We start from the raw sequence: 14,415 nt of genomic DNA on the forward strand, positions 1-14,415 counted from the left end.
ACTTATCTCCTTGATGAAAAAACAGTAGAAATCAAAGGAGTAGAATGAATGAAAACTTCAAAACGAACACACGTCATACAAATAAGTATTGTCTTACTCGCTCTTTTCGTAACAATTTTCATTGCTTATTCCAAAGGGAAAGATGATGTCGTCAATCGCTATAATACTGAGGAAAAAATTGAATCTGAGCTTTTTACAAATGTAAAAGGGACAACGGTCACTGGAACACCGCAAAGTAGCTTTAGTTCAAAAAAGACTTTCAAAAATCTGAAAATCGAAATTCCTAGTTTCGCTTCTGTTTACGATGATAAAAAAGCAGAATCTGTCAAGGCAACACAAATTATTAGTCGAGAAGATTTAGACCGCGATATCACAAGCTGGTTAAAAAAATCATATAATAAAAAAGAAGCTGCAAAAATTACTGACCATGTTGAAGTCTGGTATCGTGACAACAAAATTATCGATGAATCCTACAATTAACCCCGTCATTACTGACAAAAATAAAAACGACTGATGTTCAGTCGTTTTTTATCATTTCCCGTTACGAAAATAAATTCACTTCACAATTTTACTTACAATCAGGACGCTTACCGTCCAGCCACCACAATTTAATCAGGGCTTGTGTGCCATCATTTTCGAAGCCTTTATCTGCCAACTGATCATATAAGCGCTTCGCTCCAGCAGTAGCAGGAAGATCAAGCGACATTTTCTCCGCTTCGGCAAGTGTAATGCCTAAATCTTTGATGAAATGTTTGACGAAAAAGCCAGCCGTGAAATCCTCTCGCAGGATGCGAGGGGCATAATTTGTCAAGCTCCATGTAGCCGCAGAGCCACCACCGACAGTGGTCAAAACAGTATCAAGATTGAGTCCTGCTTTATCTGCATAAACCATCAGTTCAGTCATGGCGGTCATCGTTCCAGCAATCGCAATTTGATTGGCCATTTTTGTATGCTGTCCGTTACCAGATTTACCTTGATAAGCAATCGTTTTTCCCATGATTTCAAACAGAGGTTTGACTTTTTCATAGACTTCTTCGTCCCCACCAACCATGATGGTCAAACTTGCATTTTTTGCACCAATATCACCACCAGAAACTGGCGCATCAAGGCTGTCAGCGCTGACGGCTTTTGCTTTTTCAAAAATTTCAACAGCAAGAGCTGGTTCTGATGTCGTCATATCAACAAGAATTTTGCCAGTCACATCAGCTTTAAAAACACCCGCCTCGCCAAAGTAAATTTCGCGTACGTCTTTTGGATAACCTACCATCGAAATGACAACTTCTGCTGCCTCAGCTACTTCTTGAGGGCTAGCGCAATAGGTTGCACCACGCGCAACCAAGTCATCTGTCTTTGCTTTTGTTCGATTGAAGACAAAAAGTTGATGTCCACCATCGAGCAAATGCCCCGCCATGCTAGCACCCATAACGCCCGTGCCAATAAATCCAATTTTCATTTTTGACCTCCGCCAATTTTTTTATATTAGCAAGCACGAATCGTATCAAGAAACAAGAAAACTTCTTGATGACAAAGCGTCCATTGCAAAAAAATCAATTTTATCGTTCTACATTATCTTTGCGTTTGCGTCCTTCTTTACGACGCAATTTCTTAATTTTTTCTAATCTGTAAGCATCTAATTTATAAGTTTTCATCAATTTTTCGATGTCTGCTCTTGATTGACCAACCGTCTCACCGATATTACTGAGCGAGCGGAGCGGGTTCTCATCTATCAATGCTTGCAATTCTGTTTTACTAATTCTCATCTTTCCCTTTCTACACAAAAAGCGACCAGCTTTCCAGCCAACCGCCTTTCATTATGATGGGGAAGAGGGGATTTGAACCCCCACACCCTAACGAGTACATGCACCTGAAGCATGCGCGTCTGCCATTCCGCCACTTCCCCAATAGGTCAAATGTCAAGCTTTTGAAAACTCAAACATTTTATCAACCTCTCTATGATACCAGTTTCATGGGAAATTTGCAAGAACTTTTAAAGCAGAAGCTTAGTTAAACATGAGTTTAAATACCGTTGCGGCAATGACACCACCTAAAAGTGGAGCAACAACAGGAACCCAAGCATACCACCATTTTGAGTCTGTTTTTTCGCCCAAAACAGATGTTGGCATGAACTTATAAACCAAACGTGGACCGAGGTCACGCGCAGGGTTAAGCGCTGCACCAGTTGGGCCACCAAAACAAGTGATAAGACCAACGAGCAACAAACCGATTGCCAATGCGCCAACCATTTTAGAGGCAGATGCACCTGAAACAGAAGTCCAGATTTGACTTACAGTGCTGCTTGATGTAATGTCTGCACCTTGTTCTTTAGCGTAATTCATATACCATTTGATTGATTCTGCACCGAAGAAATTGGTTGTGAATCCCATAATACCAAAGACAAGAACAAATGTACCAATCATTTCGTTAACAAAACCATTGATCATGGCTTTTGTACGACCTAAATCTTCAAGGGCATTTGTTGTAGCAAATGTGCCTAAAGCTAAGTCGCCATCGTTTGTTTTAAGGTAATATTGGTTGTAAATCGCAACAACGAGTAACTGACCAACAATAGCCCCCAAAAGTTGCGCCAAGATATATTGTGCAACGTGTGCCCAAGGGAAAAGTCCTGCAGAAGCAAGTCCGAGTGTCAACGCTGGGTTGACATGTGCACCTGAAACATTTGCAAAAACCAATACAGGAAGCATCAACGCAATCCCATATCCCCAAGCGATAGACAAGCCGCCCATCCCTTTGTTCTTAGATCCTTTCAACGTTACTGCAGCAATGGTCCCATTACCAAGCAAAACGAGAAACATTGTACCGATGCCTTCAGCAAGGTACTTAATCATCCATGAATCTGTCATAATAAGTTCAATATCCTTTCAAATTGAAATATACCTTTATTTTATCATATAGAACTTAAATATAACTAATTTCATCATCTTTTTTTAATCTTTTTTTAATTTGTCGATGAGTTGTTAACAATACTCGTATTGCCTCTTGATGTGATATAATTAACTTAACTTATTTTAAATCATCAAAGGAGGCGTCATGACTAAAGAAGAACTTGAAAACCGACTGAGAAAAGAACTCAATTTGCCTTTTTATAATGCAAAAATCGCAAACCGTGATTACACTGAACTTGAGTATCAAGATTTTAAAGCCACTCTACAAAAAGAGTATCTGGATTATGTCGATGAATACATTGATTATGCTGAAAATGATGTGTAATACTGTTTAACTTCTAAAAAGCATAGAAGTTAAAGTTTGCGTTTTACGCAAACCACTTCTTGCGCTTAAAAGATTTGACCGTTTTCTCTAGTCGCTGAAGCGACTGATAAAAAGGCAAGCGCAAGGCAGTATATTTACAGTTAATCTACTAACCGACTTAAAAGTCGTTTAGAGGTTAACTAGTGTAAACTTGAGCATAAAATGTGTAAACTTAGTTTACAGTGATTGATTTAAAGATGGAGAAAAGGAGAAATCATGAACGACAGTCAAGCTGTTTTATTTACTATTTTTGGAGCAACAGGAGATTTGGCAAAGCGTAAACTTTACCCCTCCTTGTTTAGACTTTACAAAAAAGGAGAGATTGCAGAAAACTTTGCAGTGATTGGTACAGCACGTCGTCCGTGGACAGATGAGTTTTATCGTAGCATCGTCCTTGATTCGATCAAAGACTTGATGCGTTCAAAAACTGAAGCCGAAGAATTTGCAAGTCACTTCTTCTATCAAAGTCACGATGTTTCAGACGCTGAACATTACATCACTCTGAAAAATTTAGGCGAAAAATTAGCTGCGGAATACAAAACCAACAGCAATCAGGTCTTTTTCTTAGCCATGGCACCACAATTTTTTGGAACCATTGCAGAACATCTGAAATCTGAACAAATTTTGACTGGAAAAGGTTTCGAGCGTATCGTTATCGAAAAACCATTTGGAACAAGTTTTGAAACTGCCAAAGCACTCAACGATAGCTTATCAAAAGTATTTACTGAAGAACAAATTTTCCGTATCGACCATTATCTTGGTAAGGAAATGATTCAGTCTGTCTCTGCTGTTCGCTTTGCAAATCCTATTTTTGAAGCCTTGTGGAACAACCAACACATCGACAATGTACAAATTACATTTTCTGAATTCATCGGTGTCGAAGATCGTGGAGGCTACTACGAAACTTCTGGTGCTTTGAAAGATATGATCCAAAATCACGTCTTACAAGTCTTGAGTTTGATTGCAATGGAAAAACCTGTCAAATTTGACGAGCAACATATTGTTGAAGAAAAAGTAAAGGCGCTCAAAGCCATTCGTCAATACTCACCAAAAGAAGCACTCGAAAACTTCGTCCGCGGACAATATGCAGTGGGTAAATTTGATGGCGAAACTTACATTGACTACACGAATGAAGACTCTGTCAGCACTGACAGCCGCACAGAAACTTTTGCAGCAGGTAAATTCTTGATTGACAATGAACGTTGGGCAGGCGTACCATTTTATGTTCGTTCTGGAAAACGAATGACTGAAAAAGGAACACGAATCAACATCGTCTTTAAGAAATCTGATGATAATCTTTTTGACACTTCATACGGACAACCCGTCCAAAACGTGTTGACCATTTATATTCAACCGACTGAAGGATTTTCTCTTTCAGTCAATGGAAAGGCTGCTGGTCAAGGCTTCCACTTGGATCCCCTGCGTTTGAGTTTCCGTCACGATTCAGAGTTTTTGGGAAATTCTCCTGAAGCTTATGAAAAATTGTTCTTGGATGTGCTTCAAGGCGATGGAACGAACTTTAGCCATTGGGAAGAAGCTGCTCGCGCTTGGGAACTGATTGACGTGGTACGTCAAGCTTGGGACAATGAAGAAGGATCATTGCCAACATATCCTGCTCGTTCTATGGGCCCTGTCGAAGCGTTTGATTTGCTCGCTCGTGACGGTCGCGAATGGGCATGGCAACCAGATATTTGGTACCGTGAACGCGGTTATTTCGATAAATAATATAAAAACACCCTTTGTCAGTACTGACAGAGGGTATTTTTTTATGCTTATCTCTCAAAAAGCATGATATGTATAATAAATAGAATTTAGCATTTATCTATTAGATTTTTTATCTGTCAGTTAAGCGCATGCCAAGGAACAGATTGGGTGCCTGCGTAGAATGGAGGTGCCATGATTTTTCCTAAAATATTGATATAAACTGTATTGTAAGTATTCCTTGCATTTGGAAAAGCGAGGTAGAAATTTGGATTTGAACATCCAATATAAACTTGATATTGTTGGAAATTCATTTGAGGATAGTCAACCGCAGCAACACGCTTTAATTGGTCAAGCACATTGAGTGTATAGCCTCCCATACTACCTGCAAAATAGTAAGAAAGTCCCTTTGTTTGGTCATGAGTTAAGCTGTATTCCACAAAATTGTACACAACAGCTCGATAATCAATCGGCGCAATAACTGTGTTTCCTGAAGCATACCAAGCAATGGCGTTGCTTCCATCTGCTTTCCAGCCTTGCTTTAAAAGGGCATTCTTTTCATTAACATCAGCCGTCTGAAAATGAGAACCAATCCCTGCTTTTGAATTGTACAAGCCGTAAACAGGAATGCTTCCATTGGAATAAAATACAGGATTTCCACCGTTATCTTTAGTCCAACCTTCTTGTGTGGTTAAAACACGGATTTGATTGAGGTCTTTCGTATAAAGATGTTCGCCTGAAGCTGGATTATAGACACGATAAATCGGTGTTCCAGTTGATGAAGTCTCAAATTTGACACCTTCTCCTGTCCAACCATTACCATCTAGCGTCATGTATTCATTGGTATCTGAGGTGTAAAGATGTGCACCTGTCGAGCTTGATAAACGGTAAATGTTAGTGTCAGCTTTGACCGAAATACTTATTATTCCAAGTGCAAAAACAGTAGAAATAAACATGAGTGTTTGTGATAAGATTTTATTCATGAAATCATTCCTTTAAGTTTTAATTAAGGACATTATAACATAAAAAAAGAATTTTGTCTTTTTTTTATTACAGTTTTTTTGTTTTTTGAGCATAACTAGCTTATTTTATCCACAGTTTTCCACATTTTTGTGGAAACTACCCTAAAAACTGTGGATAACTGTTAATAACTTTTAACAAACCGCCTAAAATCAAGCTTTAAACTGTGAATTACTTTTTGGGCCACTTATCAACAGAAAAAAGATTGGAATTTTCCAATCTTAAAGTTTCGTTTTCCACACTGGTTGTCCATCTCGAGCAATGATTTTTTTCCATGTTCGACGCTCGCGCCAACGATTGAACTGAGTGTTCCATGCGTCAGAGCTGACAAGTGGCTGAACCAAGATACTTTTGACGCCTGCACGGTGAGCAGCACGAATATCGGTCATCAACTGATCGCCAACCATGACAACTTCTTCTGGCTTTTCGCCAAATTGTTTGAGTGCCTTGTTAATCCCAAAAGCAAAGGGCTTCATTGCCCGCCAAATATAATCAACGCCAAACTTTTCCACAGCACGCGCCACACGCGCCTGCTTATTATTTGAAACAACGATGACTTTGACTTCATTTTCGCGCATTTTTTTGAGCCAGTCGAGTAATTCTGGTGTTCCGTCTGGATTGTTCCAAGCAATCAAAGTATTGTCCAAATCAACCATGACCGCCTTAATTCCCAATTTTTTCAAACTTTCAGCATCGAGCTGATAAACAGCTTCAATCATGTAATCTGGTTTATAATTATCAATCTTCATAAATTCATTATACCAAATTTTTGTGTATTTGTTTGAAGCCTTGACAAGCGTTTTTTATTAAATAAAAAAACCTGTCAGTACTGACAGGCTCTTATTTTATTTAAATTTGTCAAAGAAACCTTTTTTCCCGTTCGAAACTTCGATACCACTTGCTTTAGCAAAGGCTTGAAGGGCTTCTTTTTGTGCATTATTCATGTTCTTAGGCGTTGAAATCGTAACGATGACATATTGATCGCCGTTTCCTGAACCACGAAGTTTTGGTGCTCCTTTTCCTTTCAAGCGGAAATTAGCACCTGTTTGTGTTCCAGCAGGGATTTTCAATTTGACATTGCCATGAACTGTTGGCACTTCGATTTCATCACCAAGCGCAGCTTGTACAAATTCGAGTGGCATCTTGTAATAAATTTCAGAACCATCACGTTCAAATTTATCTGAAGCAGCAACTTGGAAGATGACATACAAATCGCCGTAGCCACCACCATTTGTACCAGCATCACCTTGACCTTGAAGTCGCATCCGTTGACCAGACTCAACACCAGCAGGAACATTGACTTTGACAGTGTGAGCTGATTTTTCGTGACCAGTTCCACGACAAGTTGTACAAGGTTCCTTGATTTCTTTACCTGTTCCATGACATACATCACACACTTGTGTAGATTGCATCCGGCCAAGTGGTGTATCACGAACAACGTTGACTTGACCGCGACCATTACATTTGCGACAAGTTTCAGCATGTGTACCAGCTTTTGCGCCCGAACCATCACAGGTGTGACACAATTCTTCACGATTATACTTGATTTCTTTTTCAGTTCCAAAGATTGCTTCTTCAAACTTCAAATTAACGCGATACTGGAGGTCATCTCCTTGACGTGGAGCGTTTGGATTGACTTGACTTTGGCCACCACCAAAGAAACTTGAGAAAATATCCTCGAAGCCACCAAAACCACTTCCGCCACCGCCGAAGCCTGAGAAGCCGCCGCCTGCACCGCCACCAAAGCCAGCGTTGGCACCAGCAGAGCCGTATTGGTCATAAGCGGCACGTTTTTGGTCATCAGAAAGTGTTTCATATGCTTCTTGAACATCTTTATATTTCTGTTCGGCACCCTCCTCTTTATTCAAGTCTGGGTGATATTTTTTAGACATCTTCCGATATGCTTTTTTAATTTCATCTGGGTTGGCATTTTTATCCACACCTAATCGTTCATAGTATTCTGTGTTATCCATTTATATTCCTTTATCATCATTTTTTCAATAGCACTATTTTAACACTTTTTCTTCAATTTGGCAAAAAAATTAGCACTCTTTTTGATAGAGTGCTAATTTTGCTTGTTTTTTAAGTCGCTGGCTTGTAATAAACATTATAATCAAGCTCAAATGCACTCAAAATTGATTTCGATGCATCATCAAATGCAATTTCTTTTGTCAAATCACCCTGTACAATAATACGATCATCTGATCCACGTGTTTCACAGGTTACTAAAGTAATCATCTTGCGATTTGCCACGTCATCAATCACTTCAACGTGAGAACGATTGACCACTTTGACACTGGTAATTTTATACTCATAAATATGTGCTTTATCAGTAATATAAATCATCATGCCGTCTTTCGCATTTTGCAGTGGCGTAAACAAGTTATTCTGATTGATACCAGCAAAGCCACTTGAAGTATGACTAGCAAGGGCGTAATTGCCTTTCCCCATCACTTGATCAGCTTTCATTGTGCCAGCACCATACATGAGTGAAGTGTTGTTGACCCCTTTAAAAATCGGAAGATTAACCTTCAAATCAGGGATTGCAATTCCTCCAATAACTGGAAGAGGTTGACTATCCATCTGCGAAGCCAAGACCGACTGAATGCTTAATGACTCAACCGCGTCAAAATCAAAGGAAACATCCTTTTTCGTGTTTGCTTCAATCTGTTTTGTTGTAACGTGTGCAATCTGATAACGATTTGTATTTTGAGAAATGATAAAATCTCTTATCTGAGCGTTAAAAATCAACGCCAAACCTGCTAAAAATAAGAATACAATCGCTAGATTTATCGGCCATTGCCGTTTTTTCTTTTTTTTGTCCATATTTTATCCTTTGGTAAAAGTATAACATATCTTGCTAAAAGCACAAAATACCATCATAAAAACTTCTGACTTTCAGAAACTTAAAAGCCTGATTTTGTAAGTTTTGGATAAAATGTTCTAAATTTCTTGATTTGTTTTAACATGGCAAGATATTGATAGATCACGCGTTTCAAACTTTTATCATTTTCATTCAAAGTAGGATTGATTACATTACCATCACGATAAAGGGCTTTGATTTCTTTGCGCATCGTAGGATTATCAATATAACGCAAGAGCAAACGCTTTGGAATAATCGTATAAAGAACTTTTTTAGAAGCAATTACGCGTTTCTTTGGGTCATTTTCAATGATGTCAGAAACCAAAAATTCCATTGGATTTGCACCAGCACCAGTGATATAAAAATGATTGCGCCCAATACGTGGATTGACTTCGAAGAAGTAAAATTCGCCCGTTTCCTCATCACGTTTAACATCAAAATTAGCAAAACCAAAATAAGTAAAGCCTTGCTTCTTTAATTCTGCAAAGAAGCGTTGCACTTGCTCAAAAAGCATCGGATAAGATGTCGTAATCATTGAACAAGGAATTCCAAGCGTCGCTGGTTGATGTTCCTGCAACAATACGTGAGCTGAGCTCAACAAAGTAACATCGCCTTTAGAATCCACATAAGTGGTAATCGAGTAAAGTGCTGTTTCGGCACCTTGTACAAATTTTTGAACGATAAATTTATCATCAAATCCTGCTTCGAACAAATCATTCCAAAGTTGTAAGAGCTGACTTTCATTGTCCAAAACATAAACTTTTTTGAAGCCATGATTGAGACGAAGTAAATCATAAGCCGAACTGTTAGCTGGCTTTGCTATCAATGGATATACAAAATCAGCAGATGGAAGTTGGGTCATCAATTCTTCTTTGGTCATCTTGTCAAAGCTGACATAAAAGCTGCCTGGAACTTTCATTCCAACAGATGTCGCTAATTCATCGAAAGATTCTTTATCAGCAACTTTTTCGATTGCATCAAGTTCAGGTACGGGTACGATGAAATATTTTTCCAAATCTTTACGATGATGAGCCAATAAAACAATCAAATTGTCCGAATTGGCAAGCAAGAAAAGCTTTTGAGCTGGATCTTCTTTTTTCAATCGTGAACCCAAGAATAACAATTCTTCAATCGTTTTTTCATCTGTTGAAGTATCTGCTTGATAAGTTGTAACAATCTGTGAATCAATCAAAACAGTCTGCGTAAAGCGACTGAAAATGATTGGTTTGATGCCATAAGCGTCATTTAATTCGCGCGCAAATGCGTAAGCACTGATATCAGAACCTACAATTACGGCTTGAAATTTTTCTGTCATAGCTGATTTCTTTTCTCTTTTTATCACACGTGCTTTTTACGCATCATGTATAATTTGTTAACGATAGGATACATCAATGGATTGACAGCAATGTCAAATTCGCCAACATATTCTTCAATTTTTGGATTGAAATTCTTTTTAAACTTCAACAAGCCATTTGTTTCAAGCAATGAATTTTCAAGTCCACCCATGTTTACTGTTTCAGCGCCACGGTCAAACATATACTGAATTGACTCAAACCAAGCCAAGTAGGCAGTATAATATTTTTGGTAAGTCGTATCGGTTCCTGCATATAAATGCTCCGTATGTACTCCAAAATTCACTGTCAGTGCTGACGAAACCGGGATAACATCGCCGTTAATTAAAATCAAATCTGTCAGCTCTGCCACATCTTTTGTAGCCTTGGCAAGTGCTGCTTCAAGCTGTTTGATTTTCTTTTCATTCGTCGTTTCTTTGGAAGCCAACGCTTGTTTTGCCTTTGCAAATGCTTCTTGAGCATCTGCAAGTAAAGCCTGCAAGTCCAGATAAACAATTGTGATATTGGCGTCTTCTTCATAAGTGTCCACCAATTTTTCAAAATAATCACGATTGCGCAAACTAATGCCTTTTCGACTTTCAGTCTTAGCAATCATATTGGCAAAATCATCTAGCAATTCATCGCGGCCAAATTTGACAATCGTGTGCGAATTTCTTGCTTTTCTGAGGGCTTGTTTTGTCTTTTTATTGAAATTTTCTTCAGCAAAATCGTCTTTATAAACGACAGCATTAAAACGAGGCTGAATCGTATCGTGCATTTCAGCAGTCAGGCCCATCCACTTTGCCCCTAATTTCTTTAATTTTTTGATAATGTTATCATTTTCTGGTTTATTCTCAATGGCTGGATCAAATTTGATGAAAACAGCTTTTTGAGTCTTACCGTATTTTTTCAACTCTGAAAAAACATAGGCCAATAATTTCTCATCATTATAATCCATCGCAATGCCACGCGGAATGTAAAGCATGGTATAACCAAGTGGCAAAGGGCGTATCAAGACTGACACGCTGGCTACTAATTTATCATCGTCAAAAAAACCGATAAGCTCGGAATTCCAGTTGTCCTTAATTTGATGCCATTTTGAAGATTGCAACAAATGGCTTAATGGTTCTGATTTAATGTAACTATCATGAATAGCTGGCTCTAAGCCAATTTTTGTCGTGTACATGGTTACAATTATAGCAAATTTTCAAGCAAAATTAAAGCCTCCTTTTTCAAGGAGACTTTTATAAATTCTTTGATTAGATACCACCAGAAACGAATGTTGCTGGAGTACTTGCTGCAACGTGATATGAGAACACACCAGCAGTTGAACCATTATAGATTTGGTAAGAACCATCAGCATAAACGGCTGTTACAACGGCAACGTGTCCATAAGGAGATGACGTTGTAAATCCGCCACCACCAACGAATTGGATATATGTTCCACCTGAGTATGATACAAGCGCACCTACGTGTTTGCTTGTTCCAGGTAAGCTGTATGCCCAGTCTCCACCATTACCAAGTGATGCTGGAAGCTTGATGCCATAATTGTTATACATATAGTTCCAAGCGTACCAAGTACAGTTGTAAGGCGCATAGTTATTATAACCATTACCAGTAATTGTACCAGAACCAGAACCTGAGTTACTGTTACTGTTGCTGTTTGAGTTCGAATTGCTGTTATTGTTGCTATTGCTATTTGAACTATTATTTGAGCTTGAGTTGTTTGAGCTTGTGTTGCTAGATGATGAGCTTGAGCTTGAGCTTGAGCTTGAGCTTGAGCTTGAGCTTGAGCTTGAGCTTGAGCTTGAACTTGAAGCTGCATTTGAAGTTGAACTTGATACAGCAGCAGATTGAATTGCTTTTTGTTCAGCTGCATATTTAGCTTTAGCTTCAGCAGCTTTCTTAGCTGCTGCTTCTGCAGTTGCTTTTTCAGCAAGCAATTTATCTTTTTCACCTTGAGCGCTTGTGATTGTTAATTGATAATCAATCGTTGCAACGCTAAGTTGTGCTTGTTGATCAGTCAAAGTTTTAGCTTGTTCAGCCAAATCTGAATTCAATTTGTCGTATTCACCAACGTTTTTTTGCATTGCAACAAGTTTTGTTTGTAATTCTTTTTCTTCTTGTTGTTGTTGTTCCAACATTTGTTGGCTAGCTCCAGAAACTGTTGCCATTGCAACAACTTTTTGAATAGCATCAGTCAATGATTTTGAATCCAAAAGTGTTGTAATGTTGTTTGTAGCTGAAGTATTTACCTGTGCACTACGCGCTTGAGCTTGAAGTGAGATATTTCTTTGTTTAATACTATCACGTAATTCCGCTGTTTGAGTATTGAGTTTCTCAGCCTCTTTTACAGTTGCATCAAGTTTTGCCTTGGCATCTGCTTGTTGAGACTTCAATTTATCAACAGATGATTGCAAGCTTGACATTTTTGCTTGAGCCTGAGCTTTAGCACTTGTTGCACTTGCAATTGTTTTATCTTGTTGAGCAATCTTAGAATCTGTAGTTGCAGCGCTGACAGAAGTCATGCTTGCACCAGCAGATAGGATAACTGTAGATAACAATAGAGTTGAGATAATTCTTTTTTTCATAACGATAATTTTAATTTTCCTCCCTGTTAGGTTCGGTGATTGATTTAAGTATAACACTCTAGGATAGAATGAATGTTACAAAGCAGAAACAATTTCATTTCAGTTTATAACGAGGATGACTTTTTCTTAATTTGTAAAAATACTCTAACGGATATTGCAACACTAATGCGAAAAAGATATTTAGAATTAAAGTTGGTGCCAATTGATAGACAACAAAGTTAATAAAATTCAGGCTTGAGAAGCCAAATGCACTTGTTATCACTGCACTTGCAACCTCAAAACTACTGATAATTATGATTATTGTAAAAAGTCGAGTCCAACGGTTTGTAAAAACCGTACTTTGTATATTATATACAAAAAGAGCGATTAGAGGAAACAATAAGGTTGCGATGCCGTAAATTCCGACGTAATAACTGTCGTAAATAATCCCTAAAAAGAGGGCTACAATCACCATATAACTGTGACGATGTTGAGTGATTGAGTACACCAGAAAAATCAGCATTAAATGACTGACTGGTGTCAGAGTTCCGCCACTCAAACTTTGAGCAACACTTGTAATTTGTCCATCAAGCAACATCAATAGAAAGAGCAATATTGGCGTAAAAAATTGAAAAGTAAAGCGGCTCATCAATTTCCTCCAATCATTTGTTTAACAACAAATACAAATCGGATATCATATAAATTACTTGCAGGTTTGATGTAAATTTGACGATCAAGACCATCATTGGAGTTCTTTTCACCAATCACGGTACCAACGAGTAAGTCGCGGACGCTACCCACACCACCACCAAGACCAGATGTAAATACTTGGCTGCCTTTGGCAAATTTGGTTGTTGTCGTTACTTGGCTGACAACATAAGCGTTTTGAGTGCTATCGTAGCTTGACAAAATACCATATGAAGGCGATCCATTTGAGCTGAGATAAACTGGAATTTTATTTTCAATTCCTTTTGATGAGCTCAATAATGAAACTTTGGCTGTGCTTTTATTGACTTGGCTGACACGACCGATGAGGCCACCGTTTGCCATTACTGGCATATTGTTCTTTATGCCGTCATCAGAACCGCGGTCAATCACAAGGGTGTCATTCCATGAAGCAGGATTTCTTGTAATTACATTAGAAGAAACTGTTTCATAATCTGTCAATGTTTGTTGCAATTTCAATGCTGTTTTTAATTCTTTATTTTCTGACTCCACACCTGTCAACTTATTCTTTTCGTCTGTCAGAGCTGACAACTGAGTCTTTAAGCTTTCATTTTGCTTGTAAGTGTCCATCAAATTGGAAATGACATTGACTTTATCCTGTACAAAATGAATTGGTGCAGAGATGACTTGGTCAACAAAACCAGTGCCATCATTGATGGTTTGAGTCATTGCCGCAGGATTTTTGTCTGTTTTAAAGTTTTTCGCTGAAACGATAATGGCTGACATCGCTGCGATAACAATGATTAAAGCAATAATAATCAATTTACTCAGGTTGAATTTTTTCAATTTTTATATCCCTCTCGAATCAGAGCAATTTTGCTCTCACTAGTACTTTATTTTATCAAATTTCAGCAATTTTTGATAGAATAGTGATAAATATTTTTCGTGTAAGCGGTTTTCAACCTGTAAAGTCACGATTTTATAGGCTTTTATCGCA

15 protein-coding genes and 1 tRNA gene are annotated in these 14,415 nt (G+C 38.3%); 3 read left to right on the top strand and 13 right to left on the bottom strand.

Going from position 1 to position 14,415, the window contains the following annotated elements:
* Positions 1-48 precede the first annotated feature (48 nt).
* Positions 49-480 carry a hypothetical protein gene (locus tag GHI45_RS05580; RefSeq protein WP_147779838.1) on the top strand — a complete coding sequence of 144 codons (432 nt, stop codon included), beginning with the start codon at positions 49-51 and terminating at the stop codon, positions 478-480.
* An 88-nt stretch (positions 481-568) separates the two neighbouring features.
* On the opposite strand, the gene GHI45_RS05585 is transcribed toward GHI45_RS05580, so the two are convergent.
* The 4 genes from GHI45_RS05585 to GHI45_RS05600 form a co-directional block, all read right to left on the bottom strand.
* Positions 569-1,453, bottom strand: a complete 885-nt coding sequence (locus GHI45_RS05585) for an NAD(P)-dependent oxidoreductase (RefSeq protein ID WP_147779839.1) — start codon at positions 1,451-1,453, stop codon at positions 569-571.
* Between the two features lie 100 nt (positions 1,454-1,553).
* Positions 1,554-1,760 carry a hypothetical protein gene (locus GHI45_RS05590; protein WP_147779840.1) on the bottom strand — a complete coding sequence of 69 codons (207 nt, stop codon included), beginning with the start codon at positions 1,758-1,760 and terminating at the stop codon, positions 1,554-1,556.
* Positions 1,761-1,817: 57 nt separating this feature from the next.
* A tRNA-Leu gene (locus tag GHI45_RS05595) sits at positions 1,818-1,900 on the bottom strand.
* A gap of 100 nt (positions 1,901-2,000) precedes the next feature.
* A complete protein-coding gene (locus GHI45_RS05600) occupies positions 2,001-2,861 on the bottom strand; it encodes an MIP/aquaporin family protein (protein WP_147779841.1) in 861 nt (286 codons plus the stop codon).
* A gap of 187 nt (positions 2,862-3,048) precedes the next feature.
* Here GHI45_RS05600 and GHI45_RS05605 point away from each other — a divergent pair, with 187 nt between their 5' ends.
* Positions 3,049-3,228, top strand: a complete 180-nt coding sequence (locus tag GHI45_RS05605) for a hypothetical protein (RefSeq protein WP_147779842.1) — start codon at positions 3,049-3,051, stop codon at positions 3,226-3,228.
* A gap of 255 nt (positions 3,229-3,483) precedes the next feature.
* The gene (gene zwf, locus GHI45_RS05610; RefSeq protein ID WP_147779843.1) at positions 3,484-4,992 is read left to right on the top strand and encodes a glucose-6-phosphate dehydrogenase; all 1,509 of its coding nucleotides are present in this window, start codon (positions 3,484-3,486) and stop codon (positions 4,990-4,992) included.
* Between the two features lie 116 nt (positions 4,993-5,108).
* On the opposite strand, the gene GHI45_RS05615 is transcribed toward zwf, so the two are convergent.
* The 9 genes from GHI45_RS05615 to mreC form a co-directional block, all read right to left on the bottom strand.
* Positions 5,109-5,951 (bottom strand): hypothetical protein, encoded by an 843-nt coding sequence (locus tag GHI45_RS05615; RefSeq protein WP_147779844.1) that lies wholly within the window; start codon positions 5,949-5,951, stop codon positions 5,109-5,111.
* 258 nt (positions 5,952-6,209) lie between these two features.
* Positions 6,210-6,737, bottom strand: a complete 528-nt coding sequence (locus GHI45_RS05620) for a YqeG family HAD IIIA-type phosphatase (protein ID WP_147779845.1) — start codon at positions 6,735-6,737, stop codon at positions 6,210-6,212.
* A 96-nt stretch (positions 6,738-6,833) separates the two neighbouring features.
* Entirely contained in the window at positions 6,834-7,961 is a 1,128-nt protein-coding gene (dnaJ, locus tag GHI45_RS05625; protein ID WP_147779846.1) for a molecular chaperone DnaJ, read from the bottom strand.
* A 109-nt stretch (positions 7,962-8,070) separates the two neighbouring features.
* Positions 8,071-8,814, bottom strand: a complete 744-nt coding sequence (locus GHI45_RS05630; protein WP_147779847.1) for a class A sortase — start codon at positions 8,812-8,814, stop codon at positions 8,071-8,073.
* 80 nt (positions 8,815-8,894) lie between these two features.
* A complete protein-coding gene (locus tag GHI45_RS05635) occupies positions 8,895-10,166 on the bottom strand; it encodes a hypothetical protein (RefSeq protein WP_147779848.1) in 1,272 nt (423 codons plus the stop codon).
* A gap of 23 nt (positions 10,167-10,189) precedes the next feature.
* Complete coding sequence (locus tag GHI45_RS05640; protein ID WP_147779849.1) at positions 10,190-11,368, bottom strand: peptidoglycan bridge formation glycyltransferase FemA/FemB family protein; 1,179 nt, start codon at positions 11,366-11,368, stop codon at positions 10,190-10,192.
* 73 nt (positions 11,369-11,441) lie between these two features.
* Positions 11,442-12,773, bottom strand: coding sequence for a CHAP domain-containing protein (locus tag GHI45_RS05645; RefSeq protein WP_147779850.1), 1,332 nt, complete (start codon positions 12,771-12,773; stop codon positions 11,442-11,444).
* A 94-nt stretch (positions 12,774-12,867) separates the two neighbouring features.
* Positions 12,868-13,401, bottom strand: coding sequence for a rod shape-determining protein MreD (mreD, locus tag GHI45_RS05650; RefSeq protein WP_147779851.1), 534 nt, complete (start codon positions 13,399-13,401; stop codon positions 12,868-12,870).
* Positions 13,401-14,264, bottom strand: coding sequence for a rod shape-determining protein MreC (gene mreC / locus GHI45_RS05655; RefSeq protein ID WP_147779852.1), 864 nt, complete (start codon positions 14,262-14,264; stop codon positions 13,401-13,403). Before mreC ends, mreD begins: the two co-directional genes overlap by 1 nt.
* Between the last annotated feature and the right edge of the window lie 151 nt (positions 14,265-14,415).

Source organism: Lactococcus sp. dk101 (assembly GCF_009601055.1).
GTDB lineage: Bacteria > Bacillota > Bacilli > Lactobacillales > Streptococcaceae > Lactococcus.